At 65.0% G+C, this 17,160-nt stretch carries 14 protein-coding genes and 1 pseudogene; 3 read left to right on the top strand and 12 right to left on the bottom strand.

Features of this window, described 5'->3' with window-relative positions; all coding sequences use genetic code 11:
* A pseudogene (locus ACT3S6_RS10460) lies at nt 1–681 on the bottom strand (transposase); the annotation flags it as partial.
* Nucleotides 682–713: 32 nt separating this feature from the next.
* Between ACT3S6_RS10460 and ACT3S6_RS10455 the strand changes: the two are divergent.
* Nucleotides 714–1,928, top strand: a complete 1,215-nt coding sequence (locus ACT3S6_RS10455) for an AAA family ATPase (RefSeq protein ID WP_444554892.1) — start codon at nt 714–716, stop codon at nt 1,926–1,928.
* A gap of 373 nt (nt 1,929–2,301) precedes the next feature.
* Here ACT3S6_RS10455 and ACT3S6_RS10450 read toward each other — a convergent pair whose 3' ends face one another.
* A complete protein-coding gene (locus ACT3S6_RS10450; RefSeq protein WP_444554891.1) occupies nt 2,302–3,015 on the bottom strand; it encodes a hypothetical protein in 714 nt (237 codons plus the stop codon).
* Between the two features lie 329 nt (nt 3,016–3,344).
* Here ACT3S6_RS10450 and ACT3S6_RS10445 point away from each other — a divergent pair, with 329 nt between their 5' ends.
* Entirely contained in the window at nt 3,345–3,584 is a 240-nt protein-coding gene (locus ACT3S6_RS10445) for a hypothetical protein (RefSeq protein WP_444554890.1), read from the top strand.
* Nucleotides 3,585–4,306: 722 nt separating this feature from the next.
* On the opposite strand, the gene ACT3S6_RS10440 is transcribed toward ACT3S6_RS10445, so the two are convergent.
* From ACT3S6_RS10440 to ACT3S6_RS10430, 3 genes are all read right to left on the bottom strand, one after another.
* Nucleotides 4,307–4,870, bottom strand: a complete 564-nt coding sequence (locus tag ACT3S6_RS10440) for a hypothetical protein (protein WP_444554889.1) — start codon at nt 4,868–4,870, stop codon at nt 4,307–4,309.
* On the bottom strand, nt 4,870–6,036 hold the full coding sequence (locus ACT3S6_RS10435) for a globin domain-containing protein (RefSeq protein ID WP_444554888.1): 1,167 nt from the start codon (nt 6,034–6,036) through the stop codon (nt 4,870–4,872). Before ACT3S6_RS10435 ends, ACT3S6_RS10440 begins: the two co-directional genes overlap by 1 nt.
* A gap of 299 nt (nt 6,037–6,335) precedes the next feature.
* Complete coding sequence (locus tag ACT3S6_RS10430) at nt 6,336–6,752, bottom strand: YccF domain-containing protein (RefSeq protein ID WP_444554887.1); 417 nt, start codon at nt 6,750–6,752, stop codon at nt 6,336–6,338.
* Nucleotides 6,753–6,840: 88 nt separating this feature from the next.
* Here ACT3S6_RS10430 and trmB point away from each other — a divergent pair, with 88 nt between their 5' ends.
* Nucleotides 6,841–7,731, top strand: coding sequence for a tRNA (guanosine(46)-N7)-methyltransferase TrmB (gene trmB / locus ACT3S6_RS10425; RefSeq protein ID WP_444554886.1), 891 nt, complete (start codon nt 6,841–6,843; stop codon nt 7,729–7,731).
* On the opposite strand, the gene ACT3S6_RS10420 is transcribed toward trmB, so the two are convergent.
* From ACT3S6_RS10420 to ACT3S6_RS10390, 7 genes are all read right to left on the bottom strand, one after another.
* Nucleotides 7,724–8,662, bottom strand: coding sequence for an alpha/beta hydrolase (locus ACT3S6_RS10420; protein WP_444554885.1), 939 nt, complete (start codon nt 8,660–8,662; stop codon nt 7,724–7,726). The two genes, trmB and ACT3S6_RS10420, sit on opposite strands and share 8 nt — an antisense overlap.
* A gap of 11 nt (nt 8,663–8,673) precedes the next feature.
* A complete protein-coding gene (locus ACT3S6_RS10415; RefSeq protein WP_444554884.1) occupies nt 8,674–9,120 on the bottom strand; it encodes a heat shock protein transcriptional repressor HspR in 447 nt (148 codons plus the stop codon).
* A 60-nt stretch (nt 9,121–9,180) separates the two neighbouring features.
* Entirely contained in the window at nt 9,181–10,158 is a 978-nt protein-coding gene (locus ACT3S6_RS10410; protein ID WP_444554883.1) for a DnaJ C-terminal domain-containing protein, read from the bottom strand.
* Between the two features lie 82 nt (nt 10,159–10,240).
* Nucleotides 10,241–10,876: a nucleotide exchange factor GrpE gene (locus tag ACT3S6_RS10405; RefSeq protein ID WP_444554882.1), complete on the bottom strand. Its 636-nt coding sequence runs from the start codon at nt 10,874–10,876 to the stop codon at nt 10,241–10,243.
* Nucleotides 10,877–10,891: 15 nt separating this feature from the next.
* Nucleotides 10,892–12,751 carry a molecular chaperone DnaK gene (gene dnaK, locus ACT3S6_RS10400; protein ID WP_444554881.1) on the bottom strand — a complete coding sequence of 620 codons (1,860 nt, stop codon included), beginning with the start codon at nt 12,749–12,751 and terminating at the stop codon, nt 10,892–10,894.
* Nucleotides 12,752–12,994: 243 nt separating this feature from the next.
* Nucleotides 12,995–14,707, bottom strand: a complete 1,713-nt coding sequence (locus tag ACT3S6_RS10395; protein ID WP_444554880.1) for a DEAD/DEAH box helicase — start codon at nt 14,705–14,707, stop codon at nt 12,995–12,997.
* Between the two features lie 269 nt (nt 14,708–14,976).
* The gene (locus tag ACT3S6_RS10390) at nt 14,977–17,139 is read right to left on the bottom strand and encodes an MMPL family transporter (RefSeq protein ID WP_444554879.1); all 2,163 of its coding nucleotides are present in this window, start codon (nt 17,137–17,139) and stop codon (nt 14,977–14,979) included.
* Nucleotides 17,140–17,160: the final 21 nt, after the last annotated feature.

Genomic DNA, 17,160 nt, shown 5'->3' with positions numbered 1-17,160 from the left:
GTATCGGATTGGAAGTCGAAGCTGACCACATGCATCGGGTACTCGGCCCTGAGCCTCTTCTGCTCCCCTGCACCGGGCCCGCTACGACGTTTCTTGCGTACCTTGGGCTTGCAGGTGAGCCCCTCAAGGCGCCAGAGCCGGCAGACTCGCTTCTTATTCAGCGCTATCCCGTCCCGCTGCGGCTGCTGGAGCAGATGCCAGCGTACTTTACGCCAGCCCCATACCGGATACTTCACCGCGACCACTCGTAGATCCGCGCGCAGCCGAGCCTCTCAGAATCTGACCGCTGGACGGCCTCTGCGTAGGGCTGAGCGACTCTGGCTGAGCATCTTGCAGGCAACTTTTTCGGAAGCCCCGAACTTTTCCTGCCCCATACGCACGGCACGGCGGCGTGGTTCGGGGCTTAGAATTTTCCCCGCGCCACCTCGTTGAGAATATCGATGGCCAGTTCTTGCTCCGCCACCAGCTTCTTGAGCCTGGCGTTCTCCTTTTCGAGGTTTTTACCGCCCTGGTATGGCTGGCGTTCTTCTCGGATCCGTACTGCTGAAGCCACCGATACCACGTCGCTTCAGTGACCTGTAGTTCCTTGATGACCTCGATCATCGGCTGTCCGCCGTTAAGCATCTTCTGACCCTGACGTACTTTCGCGATGACCTGATCAGGGTTATGTCTACGTGCCATATCTGTGAATCTCCTCCCGAGTCCATTATCGGATGCGAAACTCACATAGTCACCGGGCTTCTACCAAGGGGCCCAACCAAGACGCTTACGACACAGCCATCCGCGAAGCCGACACAGCCAACAAAACACTTCAAGACAATCACACGATGGTGTGTGCTACCCGAGACAAGATCGTCCAGCTGGAGTCTGAAAAGCATGATCCTGGGCCGCCAGCCGAGTGGCTGAATCAGAGACTACACATCCTGCTCGGCCGGTCCGATATTCGGATTGTCCCCGTGGAAGAGGGACGCTACGCAATTTACAGGGATGGCTCGCCAGCGCTCCACCTTAGCGAGGGAGAATGTACCGCACTGGCTTTGCTGTACTTCGTTAAGAGCCTCAGCACTCAAGGCCGGAATCGCAGTGAGCAGATCGTCGTCATAGACGATCCCGTTTCAAGTTTGGACGACAACTTCGCAATCGGCGCCTCCAGTCTCTTATGGGCGGAGCTGGTGCAGCCGTCCGCATGTGGCTGCGGCCAGCCCGTTGCCTGCTTATGCAACCAGAAGCCTGTCCGAGACTGCGGTCAGGTGTTCCTGATGACCCACAATTTCGAACTCTTCAAAATCTGGGCAAACCAACTGGATCGCCTACCCAACAGCGCCCCCAAGGAGAAACGAGACTTCAAAATTCTCGAGCTACAAGCCCAGGCTCAGAAAGTCGACGTCGGGGTAGTCCGTCGCGTTCCCACGTGGCGCGACTGGGGATCGGACAAAAAGGACAAGGCCTTACGAACCCGTCTTCGTTCGGAATATCACTACCTCTTCTGGCGATCAGCAAGAACGCTGATTGACTGTGGCGATCGACCAACAATCGAGCAGGAAATGGATGCGGCTGTCATCCTTCCGAATGTATGTCGCCGTCTTCTCGAGGGCTTTCTCAGTTTTCGATTCCCCGAACAGATGGGCGATTTCAGGGTTCAGATGCAGACTGCACTCGACGGGATGGACGATGGCCTCACCCGCCAGAGACTAGTCACATACTTACATCATTATTCCCACAATGAACGCGTGGAGACAGGCCGGGGAATCAGCAGGCCAGAAGCAGTACACATCCTCCACGCCGTCTTTGAACTTATCCGCAAGGAAGATAAGGAACACTTCGTGGCCATGTGCCGTGCCTTAAAATTGGAGCCTCAGCTTCTGGCAGAAGGCACATCTCGCGCACCCGAAGAACCGGAAGAAGACGAGAAACAGGACCGAGCATGAACCGCCGCTCAACACTCCCGCGCGTATTCGATGAAGCCGGTACACCCGTCTGAGCGGTTCCTCCGTATGGCTCGTCGTGGAACGATCTGGGGTATAGGGATATTTGTTTAGCCACCTGATGTGCAAGGCTTCCCTGCCCTACGAGGCCCCGAACGCCGGGCACTTTGAGGACCTGCGCTGGGCGCACAGCGGATGCTTCCGACCTTCCGTTCCCCTGTGGAAGGATGACGATGACGGTCTAAATGGTTTGCCTGTTCGCACGCGACGAGTCGCCAATCGCCGCGAGATTCCTAGTACGCCGCCCCGGCCAGACGGTCCCGGTCGTCCTGCAGTTGATCTGGCTGGGTTTCCGACAACGGGCATGGAACCGTGATCAGAATTGGTAATCGCGGTAGGTGCTACGAACGTTGAATCTCCGGCCTTGCTTCCTGCGCTCCACGAATCCTACGATCGTTTCGATGTCCTTTGGCCGCATCTTCAGTTCACGACACTTGTCTCTGACTTGTTCGACCGTGACAGAGGTCCAACGCTCGGGGCTGTTCATCATGTCGGCCTTGAGCTTGTCCTCTTCATTCCATTTGAGTCCGGAGTCGTATCCGGCCGCCCACTTCGAAAGGATCTTCAGTATCCGGATCACGTCTTCAGGTAGCGGATCGCCGGTGACTGCCAGGGCGGCTTCTTGTCCGGACACAAGCTGGGAAGTCTGCCCCGGAAGAAGTCTTACCGGAATAGCGTCCTCCAGCCAAGCGGTTGTTTCGGCAGTTCCCCACTCGACGACGACAATGGCGTCAGCTTGTGAGCCCCACAGATCGTTTAGGTGTTGCCGATCGGGCCACGCGTCGATGACACGCCGGCGGGTAAGGGACCCGGCAGAGAAGCCTTGCCAGGTGAGGTGAGCCGTATCAGCTCTCCCTAGCAACCGCTTGAGAGTTTCGCTTTCGAATCTTCGCTGAGGGGTTACGACCGTAATTGGGCCACCAAGTTGTTGTGAGAGCCAGGCGACCGCGCGGGCAACCTGCGTTTCACGGGGCTCACTAGTGCCGAGTTGGGACACGGCAACTGGAAACGGGTATCCATCCGACGACATCGACGTTCTCCCTGTCTGGTTTAGACGGACCTTAGCAGTCTCCTACGACACCAGTCTCAACAGGACGACGGGCACCCAAGACCTTTGCACAGCATAGGCCATGAATATAGTGGTGCCATGAGCGGCAGTAGATCGAAGAAAAAGCTTCAATCGAAACGTGAACATCCTGAATACCTGGCAAGTGCCAAGTACACCCTTCGCACGGCAAACGCCGTCCTCACGGTCGACTTCGGTGAGGTACCTGTAACCAGAGTCAGTCAGTTTGCTGTCGGTTGGCTACGTGCGGCCTTCGCACAGAGCCGGATAATTGCGACCCTCACCGCCTCTGGATGAGGTGTGTCAAGGTTTCTCGCCTGTTCGACGAAATCGAGGACTGGATTCACTCCGAACTGTCTGAAGCCACGGAGGGGATCGCGTCGGGACTCGATATCCGCTTCGATCCTGAATTTCGGGCACTGGTTGAAGAAGCTCCGGAAAGGGGAGAATTCGACGAACTCTCGAGCTACTTCGAGCAGTGTCAGACCATGGTCGACAACATGGACTACGAGCTCCGTTTTGCAGCAATTTGAGAACGCTCCTATTCTCATGAACCGATCGATTAGCAGGGAATTCTCTTTTGGTATTTTGGGTCGCATCTGGACAGAGGCAGCGACCTATCCTGAGTACATCTATTTGCCATGACAGGTGAGTCTTGTTAAGACGGCACTTCGGATAGCGCCTGTGTATCGAAGCGGTAGCAGGTGCGCGGGCATCGGGTAGCGGTGTCGCGGAGGTTTGCGCCAGCCACGGGTCCAACTGGGGGTCACCGCGGCCGTGGGTGAATGTCGCAAGACCCCGCTCATGACCAACTTCCGCCAAGTGCTTGCCTTGCTTTCGTGAACGCGCCCCCAATCCGCAGAACGAAAGGAGGGCCGCTTGTTCGCGCCGCGATCGCCAAGGCCTGGCGCGCGCTCGTCGACAAGCAGCAGTGCAGGCGGGAGGAGAGCAAATCGCTCACCGTCAAAGACCTCGACTGCCTATTTGCCGATGGTGAGAAAGTGCTATCCGATAGCCGTGCCCGCGCTACGGGATGTCTACACAAGAGCTATCGGAAGCTCCGTCTTAACAAGTCTCGTCCTCCTCCGACTATTTGCAACCGGACTTCTTTCGCAGCTGCAACCGAAACACCTCAACGCACGTCCAGAAGTTCTCATTTTGCATGGATTAAAAATTCTCATACTGGTAGGAACTTCTGCAAAATCGATACAAAAATTCTCAAATTGTACCGGACCCTACAAGTGCTACCGCCGGCTCAGGAGCCACCCCCCGCGCCCGGCTCCGAGGCAGTGGCGCCGAACTGCGGCAAATGGCCCAACTGATCCACCTGTTCGGCCAGGGCGTCGATCACGGAGCGCAACTGGACCTGGGCCACCCGGGTGTAGGTGCGGACATACTCGATCTCCGGGACCGGCTCCCCGTATCCGGGGACGGCCGGGGCGGCGGCGGAACCGGCGCTACCCGCATTGTCTTCGGCCTTCTGCAGGATTTCCGAATATTGCTTTCGGGCCCCGTCGATGAGGCCATGGGCATATTGCTCGGCCTCGCTGACGTGCTTATCGGCGATGACCTGCGCCCGACTGAGCAGGTTCACGGTTTCGGCACTGACATCAAGGCCGGAGCCCCGATCCTCTTCAGCGCGTCGTCGCAGCGTCCGGATCTCCTCGCGGTCCGAAGCCATCTGGACGGAGGCATCGGCCAGGAACAGATTGATGGCCACGGGGTCGAGCCCGCCGACCTCCACGGCCGGGAACATGGCGTCACGGACGGCCTCCGGTGTCAGGGCGCGGGCTGATCGGGTGTCATTGGCATAGGGCATTATCGTGATCCTTCTTCGTCACTCTGGCCGATGGCCGAGGAACTCTCATCTAGGGTTGCGAACGTCTCGAAGCGGAGATCATCCGGAGCAAGTCCGGCGGTCCCCAGTTGGGCCACGGCATGCCCGACCATGGGCGGGGACCCGCAGACCAGGGCCGTCCGGCCGGCCCACGAGCCTTCGGCGGCCGCCGCGGAACCCACCAGTCCACGCAGCCCGTGGAAGGTCGGATCGTCCGAGACGACCGGTCGGTAGGTGAACCAGGGCTGTTCCGCCAGGCGGGTGAGCTTCTCGTGGTCGTAGAGGTTCCACGGCAGGCGGGCCCCATGGAACAGGTCAACCCGCGGCCCGGTTCCTTCGGTCGTCCACTGGGTGCCGACCTGGTCCAGGACCGCCGCCAGAGGCGCCAGCCCCGTGCCGCCGGCCACCAGGAGAAGGTCCTTCCCGTTCCGGGGACGGGTGAGCTGGTCGCCCATCGGGGCTCCGAGCCGGGCCGTGTCCCCGGGACGGATCTTGCGTACCGCGGTGCTACTGAACTGCCCGCCGGGCACCAACTGGATATGCAGTTCCACCAGGCCGTCCGGCTGCGGCTGGTTGGCGGGGGTCACGTAACGCCATAATCGGGGCAGCCGCCCCAGTTCCATGGCCATGGATTGGCCCGGCAGGTAGTCCATGGCCGGGGTGGTCCGCAGCTGGATCACCGTCACGTCGATGCTGCGCCGGTCAACGGAGACCACCTCGGCATCCCACCATGGGGGTGAATCCTCGGCGGCGTCCTCGGCGGCCACGACCATGATCTTCGCGATCTGGCCGTAGGCCGCGGACCAGTCCGCCGCGACGCTTTCGGTCCATTGGCTGCCCAGGAACTGCTTGAGGGTCGCCAGCAGCGAGGAACCAACGGCGGAGTAGTGTTCGGGTTCCACCGCGAATCGCCGGTGATCGCGGCCCAGTTCCTCGACGAATCCGGTATCGGAATCCAGTTTCTCCACATTGCTCACGATGTGCCCCAGCGCGCCGAACAGCTTATCGCGTTGGCTGGCCATGGAGACCGGGAACATCTCGCGCAGTTCCGGATGGGTGATGAACAGATGGGAATAGAAGTACAAGGGGGCTTCGTCGCCCGCCTGGGACATATCGGCCCAGGTGCTCTTGAGCATTTCAACATTCATGGCAGCCCCCGAAGTCCTGGAACACGGACGCTTTCGGCGTCGTCTCCCGACTCGATGCGGCGGCCCTCTGACCTATTCGGTCCATGTATTGCTATCAACTCTCATTGTGGGGGCGATCACTAACGGTCGATAACTATGCCACATAAGTCAAGGACGGAAGAGTGCAATTCGAGAGGAATCGTCTTCCCTGCCGGCCCGACCGGCGGCTGGAGGCCCGGGTCGACGGCCTCGGGGCACATGCCGGGGCGGCGGGATCCGCGGGCCCGGCAGGCTGCTTGGTTCGCCGGACCCGGAACCGTTCAGGCGGCCGGGCCCATCGGCAGGCGCGACCCCGAGGGCACGATGACCTTGCCCAGGGGCACCAGGGAGACGGGGATCAGTTTGAGGTTGGCGATGCCCAGCGGAATGCCGATGATGCTGACGAACATCGGGATGGCGGTGACCACATGCCCGATGGCGATCCAGATCCCCGCCACGAGGATCCACACGACATTGCCCACGGTGGAGAAGAATCCGGTCCGCCCGCCCCGGTCCACGATGGTGCGGCCGAAGGGCCACAGCGCATAGTTGGCGATCCTGAACGAGGCCAGCCCGAAGGGGATGGTCACGATCAGCACGCAACACACGACCCCGGCGGCCAGGTAGCCCAGGGCCAGCCAGAATCCGCCGAAGACGAGCCAGATGATGTTCAGGATCAGGTTCAGGGGTCCGTTCATGTCTCCAGTGTGCCCGTCCGCGGCCGGCGCCGCCATCCGGGAAGACCCTGACATGACGTCCATCGCGGCGACGACTAACGTGGACCCAATGAATGATCCCGCAGCCCCCAAGCCCCCTGTCAACGGCCGCGCCGCCGACGATTTGCGCTTCTACCGGACCGATCCGGTGTCCTTCGTCCGTCGCGGGTCCCGTTTGCACGGCAAGCGCAAGGACTCCTGGGACCGGCTCTCCGGGGACTACGTCATCCAGGTTCCGCGCCACCACGCAGACACCTCGGTCCACGAGGATTTCCGCTTCGACGCCGAGGAGGCCTTCGGCCGTCGGGCCCCGCTGACCGTGGAGATCGGCACCGGGCTGGGCGAAGCCATCGCCGAAGCCGCCGAGGCCCATCCCGAACGGGATTTCCTCGCCGTGGAGGTCTATCTGCCCGGCCTGGCGCAGCTGATGGCCCGGATCGACGCGAAGGGACTGACCAATGTGCGGGCCGTGCAGGCCAACGCCCCCGAGGTCCTCGATGTGATGCTGGAGCCCGGTTCGGTGGATGAACTCTGGATCTTCTTCTCCGACCCCTGGCATAAGACCCGGCACCACAAGCGTCGGCTCATCAAGGAATCGTTCCTGCCCAAGGCCGCCCGTGTGCTGGCCCCCGGCGGCATCTGGCGCCTGGCCACCGATTGGTCGCAGTATGCCGAACAGATGCGTTCGATCCTCGACGCCTCGAAGGATTTCACCTCCCTGCACCCCGGCGAATGCGCCGGGGAGGACTCCCCCCTGAGCCGGGTCCGCCGCGACGGTCTGGAGGGCCACGACCCGGAGCCGGGTTTCACAGACGATCTCGGGGGGTGGGCCCCACGCTACGCGGGGCGGGTGCGCACGAGCTTCGAGGCCAAGGCCGTGGCCGCGGGCCGTCTGGTCTTCGATCTGGCCTATCGCCGGGAACCGGAGGCGGACGGGGACCGCCGGGGGCCGGTCAGCTGAACGGAGGGGTCCCCCCGATGAGGATCCGGGCCAGGTTGTGCAGCGAGAGCGTGCCGGGGTCCCGGTACCCGTATTCGGGGTCATCGGATCCGGGCACGAAGCGGGAGGTGTTGTGCCCGGTGACGGCATGCAGCCCCGATTCCGGGTGTCCTTCCACGGCGAACGGCAGCCCGGCGACCGTGGTCCGCCCACTGAGGAGCCGGCCGCATCGGGCCAGCAGGTCCCGGCTCGCCACGGCCTCGTATCGGCGGCTTGGTGGGATGCCCAAGTCAGACGGGTCCCGCAACAAGCGGTCCGGAATTCCCGCCGAACCAATGGTGGCCAGTGTGTCGATCAAGGGGCCCGCCTGGCCGGCCGGGGGTGGTTCGGCATCCAACCGGGCGAGCGCGTACGCGGCCAACGTCGCCCCGTAGGAATGTGCTTCGATCGCCATCCTGGCCGTACGGGGAAGGAGCTCCCCGACCCGACGGATGTCGAAGGCCAGCCGCGCGGCACAGGTCCGGGCGGTACGGTCCGAGAGGGCCCTGAACATCCCCGGTGCGGGATACCCGAGCCAGGCGATGACGGCCGGGGCTCCGGCACCGGCGGCCCGCTGTTCGAGCAGGAGTTCGCCGGCTTCACGGGCCGTGCCCCACATGGCGGTTCCGGGACGGATGCCTGCCCCGGAGACCTGCCAGGTCAGGTGGGTGGCATGGTCGGGGTCCCCGAGCACCACGGCCGCCAACGGATGCGGTCCTTCCAGGTCCAGGAAGAGCAGCCGTCTGGCGGGAAGCCGCCGGTGCATGGACGTGGGCCTCAGCGCATGGGCGACCCCGTCCACTGCCGCCTTGCGGTCCTGATCGAATCCGTCACGCCGGCCCTTGGTGATCTCGAAGCCGCGCTCCGCCCGCTCGATCAGCTCGGCAACGGTCGCCAGCGTCCCGGGGACCATGAGGTGTCCGCCTAGTCCTGGGCTCGCCAGATGACGACGGCCTGGCTGCGGGCCCTGGGGCGTTCCCCCCGGGCCAGGGTGACGACGTCACCGCCGCCGGCTCCGGCGGCAAAGACCCGTTCCATCTCCGAGGACCTGCGGTCGGCTTCGGCCAGTTCCTGACTCAGTTCCGCCACACGGGAACGCAGCGCCGCAACCTGGTTCTCGAGTTCCAGGACCCGCCGGATCCCTTCCAGCGAGACCCCCGCCTTCGAGAGGCTCTGGACCTCCCGCAGCAATTCGACATCATGCTTGGAATAGCGCCGCTGCTTGCCGCGCTGCCGCGAGGGCGAGACCAATCCCATGCGGTCGTACTGGCGCAGTGTCTGCGGGTGCATATCGGCCAGTTCGGCCGCGACGGAGATCACGAATACCGGGATGAAACGATCGTTGATGGCCAGTGCCTTGCCTACCGCCATGTGCTTGCCTCCTCCTGGTGTGTTCGGTTCCGCCGTGCTTCCCGCGCCCCGGGCCCGCCGCTAGAGTACCGCCTTGGTGGCGATCCCGGCGCGGGGATCCGCGTCGGCGGTTGCTTCGGCGAAGGCCTTGACGGCTTCCTGCGCCTCGGCATTGAGCTTCTGCGGTACGACGACCTCGACGGTGACCAGCAGATCGCCGACGGCCTTGGACGTCTTCACCCCGCGCCCCTTCAGCCGCAGGGTCCGCCCCGATGAGGTCCCGGCGGGGATCTTCATCTTCACGGTCTCCCCGGTCAGCGTGGGGACCTCCAACGTGGCTCCCAGGGCGGCCTCGGAGAAGCCCACCGGCAGGTGGATCCGGATGTTGTTGCCCTCGCGGGCGAAGAAGGCATGCGGTTTGACCGAAACCTTCACCAACAGGTCCCCGTTTCCTGCCGGGCTGCGCTGGCCCTTGCCCCGGACCCTGACACTCTGGCCGTCACGGATGCCCGCGGGGATGCGCACGTCGATGACGTCGCCATCGGGTTCGCGCAGTCCGATGCTGGTGCCGCGGATGGACCCGGCGAAGGAAATCGTGGTCGAAGCGGTCCGATCGGCGCCCTTCTGCGGGGCCTGCTGGAAGCCGCCGAATCCGCCACCACCAAAGAGGTCCGCGAATTCGGGGGGAACCTGGCCGCCTCCGGGGAACCCGCCACCGCGGCGTCCCCCGCCCCCCTGGTTGAACAGGTTGCCGAAGACGTCGTCGAATCCCGCGCCGCCACCGGAGGGCCCCCCGGCGCCTCCGGAGGTGAACCGGGCGCCGGATCCCATCGCCCGGATGGCGTCGTACTGTTCGCGTTCCTCGGGGTCGGACAGCACCGAATTGGCCTCGGTGATGTCCTTGAACTTCTTTTCCGCGGCCTCATCGCCGGGATTGGTGTCGGGGTGGTATTTGCGCGCCATCTTGCGGTAGGACTTCTTGATATCGGCGTCGCTGGCGTCCTTGGAGACGCCGAGGGTGGCGTAGAAATCCTTGTTGACCCAATCCTGACTGGCCATCGGGCGCCTCCTGTTTCCTGGTTGTTTCTCAAGCTAATGGGGTCCCGGCCGCCCCACCGGTGGTGGGGCGGCCGGGGGTGGTTCATTCTCCCGTGGAGACAACCACCTGGGCGGCACGGATGACGCGCTCGCCCTTCTGGTAGCCGATCCGCAGGACCTGGGCCACGTGGTCCTCGGGGACCTCGGAGCTGGGTTGCTGCATCAGGGCCTCGTGGAAGTTCGGGTCGAAGACGACCCCCACTTCCTCGATCCGGGTCAGTCCGTGGCCCGCGAGGATGGCGTCGATCTTGTTCGCCACCGCCGCGAACGGCCCTTCCTCGAGATCGCCGTGCTTGCGGGCGGCGTCGAGATCGTCGAGTACGGGCAGCAGGCTGACGAGCACCGACTGGACGGCGAGGTCGCGCACGGATTCCCGATCGCGCTCGACGCGCTTGCGGTAGTTCACGTACTCGGCCTGCAGACGCAGCAGGTCGTTACGCAGTTCCGCTTCGACGTCGGACGCCGCCGCGGGCTGCTCCTGCTGGTCGCCTGCCTCGTTGAGGATCTGCTCGGCCTGGGCCAGCGCATCCTCCGACTCGGCACCTTCCGCTGCAGCGGTCGCTTCCTCATGCCCTTCGGCGCCGCGCACTTCGCCCGTCTCGGGATCGACCTTGCGCTTATCGGTGAAGCGCACCGGCTCGTCGCCGTCGTGCTCTTCTTCGTTGCCGTGTTCTGGCATCAGATTCGAACCGCCTTACTTCTTCTCTTCGTCTTCTTCGTCGACAACCTCGGCGTCGACGATGTCCTCGTCGGGCGCCTCGGTGCCTTCGGACTCCCCGGCTTCACCGGCGGCGCCTTCGGACTCGGCCTGGGCGTAGATGGCTTCGCCGAGCTTGGTCTGCGACTCCTGGAGCTTCTCGTACGCGGCCTTGACCTCGTCGTCGTTGTCCTGGCCCTCAAGGGCAGCCTTGACGGCGTCGACGTCGGCCTGGACCTCGGTCTTGACCTCCTCGGGCAGCTTGTCCTCGTTGTCCTTGATGAGCTTGTCCACGGAGTAGGCGGACTGCTCGGCGGAGTTGCGGGTGTCGGCGGCCTCGCGGCGCACCTTGTCCTCGGCGGCGTGCTCCTCGGCTTCCTGGACCATGCGGTCGATGTCTTCCTTCGCCAGCGAGGTACCGCCGGTGATGGTCATCGACTGCTCGGTGCCGGTGCCCTTGTCCTTGGCGGAGACGTGCACGATGCCGTTGGCGTCGATGTCGAAGGTGACCTCGACCTGCGGCACGCCACGCTGGGCCGGCGCGATGCCGGTCAGTTCGAACGTGCCCAGCGGCTTGTTGTCCCGGGTGAACTCGCGTTCGCCCTGGAAGACCTGGATCGACACGGACGGCTGGTTGTCGTCGGCCGTGGTGAAGGTTTCCGAACGCTTGGTCGGGATGGCCGTGTTGCGCTCGATGAGCTTGGTCATCACCCCGCCCTTGGTCTCGATGCCCAGCGATAGCGGGGTCACGTCGATCAGCAGGACGTCCTTGCGCTCGCCCTTCAGGACACCGGCCTGCAGCGCGGCGCCCACGGCGACGACCTCATCCGGGTTGACGCCCTTGTTGGCTTCCTTGCCGGCCAGTTCCTGGACCAGCTCGGCAACGGCCGGCATGCGGGTGGAGCCGCCGACGAGGATGACGTGCGCGATATCGGAGACCTTGACGCCGGCTTCCTTGATCACGTCGTTGAACGGCTTGCGGGCCCGCTCCAGCAGATCCTTGGTGAGGTCCTGGAACTTGGCGCGGGAGAGGTGCTCGTCCAGGTGGACCGGGCCATCGGCGGTGACCGAAAGGTACTGCAGCGAGATGTTGGTGCTGGAGGCGCTGGAGAGTTCCTTCTTGGCCTGCTCGGCCGCTTCCTTCAGACGCTGCAGGGCGATCTTGTCCTTGGACAGGTCGGCACCCTTGGCCTTGGCCTGGGACAGCAGCCAGTCGACGACGCGCTGATCCCAGTCGTCGCCACCGAGGCGGTTGTCGCCGGAGGTCGAGCGCACCTGGATGGTGGAGAAGTCGTCTTCGTCCTTGCCGACTTCGAGCAGCGAGACGTCGAAGGTGCCGCCGCCGAGGTCGAACACGAGGATCAGCTCGTCTTCCTTGCCCTTGTCCAGGCCGTAGGCCAGTGCGGCAGCCGTGGGCTCGTTGACGATGCGCAGCACGTTCAGGCCCGAGATCTCGCCGGCTTCCTTGGTGGCCTGGCGCTCGGCGTCGTTGAAGTAGGCCGGGACGGTGATGACCGCGTCGGTGACCTTTTCGCCCAGGTAGGACTCGGCGTCGTGCTTAAGCTTCATGAGGGTACGGGCGGAGATTTCCTGCGCCGTGTACTTCTTGTCATCGATGGTGGTGCTCCAGTCGGTGCCCATGCTGCGCTTGACCGAGGAGATCGTGCGATCGATGTTGTTGACTGCCTGGCGCTTGGCGATTTCGCCGACCAGGACTTCGCCGGCCTTGGAGAAGGCCACCACGGACGGAGTGGTGCGTGCGCCTTCGGCGTTGGCGATGACAGTGGGCTCGCCGCCTTCCAGGACGGAGACGACCGAGTTGGTGGTTCCGAGGTCGATACCTACGGCACGAGACATAATGCATCCTTCTTTCCGGTGGGAAATGCTGGTTCCTCCGCCCAACCGGGGAGGTTGAGCGTTCTGCACTCAAGTCTACTCGGGCTCATTTCATTGTCAATTCGAACTTGAGCGCAGTTGGCTCAAGTTTGGATTCCGGCCCCGATCCGGGCACGCAAAAGGCGCCTTTGCCCCGTCAAATGACGGGGCAACGGCGCCTGGGACGGTGAACGGGGTGATCCGATTCACCTCATGCGTGGAGGTCTAGCCCTTGGAATTGGACTGCGGTGCTCCGGCTCGACGGCTACCGCGACCGCGCCCCGGGCGTCCGGCGCCAAGGGCTTCCTGGGTCTTCTGCCCGATGGCGTCACCGATGGTGCTGCCCTGGCGGGCCCCCGATGAGGTGGGACGCGGGGACGAGGACGGGCGGCTGGTGTTGGCATCGCGCCCCTCGGGACGCCCCGACCCCTGGCGCTGTCCGGAACGGCTGCGGCCGCCCCCGGAACGCTGGCTTCCGGCACGCTGGCCGCCATTGCGCCCTCCGGCACGCTCACCGTTGCGTTCCCCGCGCACGGGGCCCGGACGGCCGCCGCGCTCGCCACGGGGCCGGTCATCACGTGACCGCTCGCCTCCGTCGCGTCCGCCACGGCTGTCGACACCGGCTGCGGAGCCTTCGCCACGAGCCGCCGGACGCCCCGGACGTGAGTTCCCGCGCCCGCCCCGGCGGCGTCCACGGCCTCCGGCGGCATCGGAATCGGCCAGGGTCTTGGCGCGCGGGTTCGATTGCGGGCGCGGCGCCACATAGGTGACCGGCTCGGCCTTGTCGCCGCGGACGGCGGCCACGGCCGCGGACTGCGGGCTGACCTTTTCGAAGGGGACCTTGATCCCGGCGGCCCGCATCAGGGACTTCACGTCCCCCTGCTGGTCGGGGGTCGCGATGGTTGCCACCGCGCCGGCGGATCCGGCGCGGGCGGTCCGGCCGGAACGGTGCAGGTATGCCTTGTGCTCGGCGGGCGGATCGATATGGACGACCAGCTCGACGCCATCGACGTGCACACCACGGGCGGCGACGTCGGTGGCCACCAGCACGCGGGCATCCCCACCGGAGAATGCCGCCAGGTTGCGGTCCCGGGCGTTCTGGCTCAGGTTCCCATGCAGGTCCACCGCGGGGACCCCCGCTTTGGATAGCCAGACGGCCATCTTCTTGGCGTGGTGCTTGGTGCGCATGAACATGATGCGTCGTCCGGTCCCCGACGCCAGTTCGAGCACCAGCTCCTTCTTGGAGTCGGCGTCGACGACGAACACGTGGTGGTCCATGGTGTCCACGGCGGCCTGCGAGGAATCCACCGAGTGGACGACGGGCTGGTCGAGGTAGCGCTGGACGAGTTTGTCGACGCCGTTGTCCAGGGTCGCCGAGAAGAGCATGTGCTGGATGCCGCGCGGGGTCTGGTCCAGGATCCGCTTGACCACGGGCAGGAAACCGAGGTCGGCCATGTGGTCGGCTTCGTCCAGGACGGAGACCTCGACGCGGGAGAGGTCCACGACCTTCTGGCGCAACAGGTCCTCGAGGCGGCCGGGGCAGGCGATGACGATGTCGACGCCGGAGTTCAGCTCCTTCTCCTGGCGGACCTGGGAGACGCCACCGAAGATGACCGTGGTGCGCAGATCCGCGCCTTCGGCCAGCGGGATGACGACCCGGCTGATCTGGGTGGCCAGTTCACGGGTGGGAGCCATGATCAGCGCCCGGGGGAAACGCGCCTTGCGCGGTTTAGGGTTCGCTGCCAGCCGGGCCACCAGCGGCAGCGAGAAGGCCAGCGTCTTGCCGGAGCCGGTCCGGCCCCGACCCAGGACGTCCTTGCCTTCCAGTGTGGAGGGAAGCGTGGCTTCCTGGATGGGGAAGGCGGTGTCGATGCCCTGGCCGGACAGGATGGTCGCCAGGCGTGCGGGCACGCCGAGGGAAGTAAAGGAAACGCTCACGGGGCTGCTTTCGGTCGTTGCTGTGCGCAACCGGGTTCGGCGCGCTATCTCGCCGAAGAAAAGGAATGCCTGGGCCCGGTGGTTCTGGGCTCCGCCGGACCTCCACGGGGGTGGCCGGCCTTCCGCCGCAACGTAGTGCCCCGCTCAAGGCGGGACGACGGCGGGAAAAGGATCAAATCTGTCGACGCATGGCTGGTCCACCGCACATCCTGCCGGTGGGACGAGCCACAAGGGCCCACCCTACCAGCAGGCCGACCGGCCGACCTCCGCTAGTTCCCGACCTTGGACAGTTTCGAGGGCCACCAGATGGCCTTTCCGAGGTCGTGGGCCAGTGCCGGCACCAATAAGGAGCGCACCACCAGGGTGTCCAACAGCACACCGAAAGAGACGATGAAGGCCAGCTGGGCCAGGAACATGATGGGGATGACACCCAAGGCGGCGAAGGTCGCAGCCAGGACGACGCCGGCCGAGGTGATCACCCCGCCGGTGACCGCCAACCCACGCAAAACCCCCTCCCGGGTGCCGTGCTTGAGCGATTCCTCCCTGACCCTGGTCATCAAGAAGATGTTGTAGTCCACCCCGAGCGCCACGAGGAAGACGAACCCGAACAGGGGAACCGAGGGGTCGGCCCCGGGGAAGTCGAAGATCCCGTTGAACACCCAGGCCGAGACGCCCATGGCCGTTCCGTAGGACAGCACCGTGGTGATGACCAGCAGCACCGGGGCCAGGATCGAACGCAGCAGCAGCATGAGGATCACCAGGATGGCCAACAGGATCAGCGGGATGATCTTCACCAGGTCCTCCTCGGCAGTGACGTTGGTGTCCAGGGAGATCGCGGTGGGACCGCCGATGAGTGCGTCCGGATCCACCTGCCGCGCTTCTCGGCGCAGCGACACCACCGACTGTTCCGCTGCAGCGGAATCGGCCGCCGCGTCGAGGGTGATGGAGATCAGGTTCCGTCCGTCCACCTCCTGGGCGGGGCGCTCCCGCCCCGGGGCTCCGCCCCCTGCCGGCCCGCCGCCCTCCGCCTGCAGGTAGGCCGAGGCCACGCCGTCGTCCTTCTTCACCGTCTCGAGCATTGTCCCGGCGCTGCCGCTGGCGGTGATCAGCACCGCCGGGCTGCCGGCTCCGGCGTCGAAGTGCCGGGCCAGGACGTCCTGGCCGGTCGCCGATTCGGTCTCGCCCAACACCAGCTCGCTTTGGGGCACCCCGGTGGCCTTGAGCTGGGTGATGCCCAGGGACCCGACGATGAGCACCAGCGCCGTGGCGATCCAGATCCGGCGTGGATGCCGGCCAACCAGCCGGGCCACCGAGCCCCAGAGGCCGATCGCGGCCACGGGAGAGGGATCGAGATGATCGGCATGGTGCGGAACGAACGGCCAGTAGGCGGTCCTGCCCAACAGGGTCAGTGCCGCCGGCAGGAACGTCAGGACGGCAATCACCGAACAGATGATCCCCGAGGCCCCGATCGGCCCGAGCGCCTTATTGGAGTTCAAGTCCGAGAACGTCAGGCACAACAACCCGACGGTGACCGTCCCGGCCGAGGCGACGATGGGTTCGGCGGCCCCCTTCAGCGCCCGGGCGGCGGCATCGAATCCGCGGTGGCCGGCTGCGATGGTCTCCCGATGGCGGGCCACCAGCAGGAGCGAATAGTCGGTGGCGGCGCCGATCACCAGGATCGAGAGGATCCCCTGGCTCTGTCCATCGAGTTTGATCCAGTCCCATTTGGCCATCCAGAACACCGCAAGGATCGCCAGGCACAGGGCGGCGACGGCGGTGAACAGCACCGTGAACGGCAACAGCAGGGAACGGTAGACCAACAGCAGGATCACCAGGACGGCGCTCAGGGCCACGAGCAGCAGGATCCCGTCGATCCCGGCGAAGGCCTCCACCAGGTCGGCGGTGAATCCCGCCGGGCCCGTGACATAGGCGTCCACCCCGTCGGGGACCTGCTGGGCCAGGACGTCGCGCAGCTCGGCCACGGCGGCGTCGGCTTCCATGTCCTCGGTCAGCGGGACCACCAGTTCCAACGCCGTGCCGTCCTCGGACGGGAAGGGCCCGGCGATGTCCCCGGAGACCAGGTGCTCCGCCTCGATCTTCTTCTTCAGTGCGTCGGCGTCGAAGGAGTCGACATCGGCCGCGGTTCTTCCTTCGAGCACCACGACGGCGGGGACTGCTTCGCTCTCGCTGAAGCCGGCCTGGGCGTCCAGGGCCTGTGTGGCCTCGGCCGTGGCCGGGAGGAACCCCGCCTGGTCGTTGGTCTGCACCTGGTCCAGCTTCCCGAAGGTCGGACCTCCGACCCCGGCCACCCCGAGCCAGACCGCGACCACGAGCACCGCCAACAGGGCCCGAAGCACCGGCCCCCGGTTCCGGCGGCTCCCGGCCGGTGTCAAGGGCGAACCGGTCTGGGGGTCCTGGCTCTGCTGGGTCATCTCTACTCCTCGGCCCGGGCG

It is taken from the genome of Arthrobacter sp. AOP36-C1-22 (assembly GCF_052377515.1).
In the GTDB taxonomy this organism is placed as follows: domain Bacteria; phylum Actinomycetota; class Actinomycetes; order Actinomycetales; family Micrococcaceae; genus Arthrobacter_H.
Note: the sequence above shows the minus strand (reverse complement) of the source record. Positions and strands in the feature narration are given on the sequence as shown.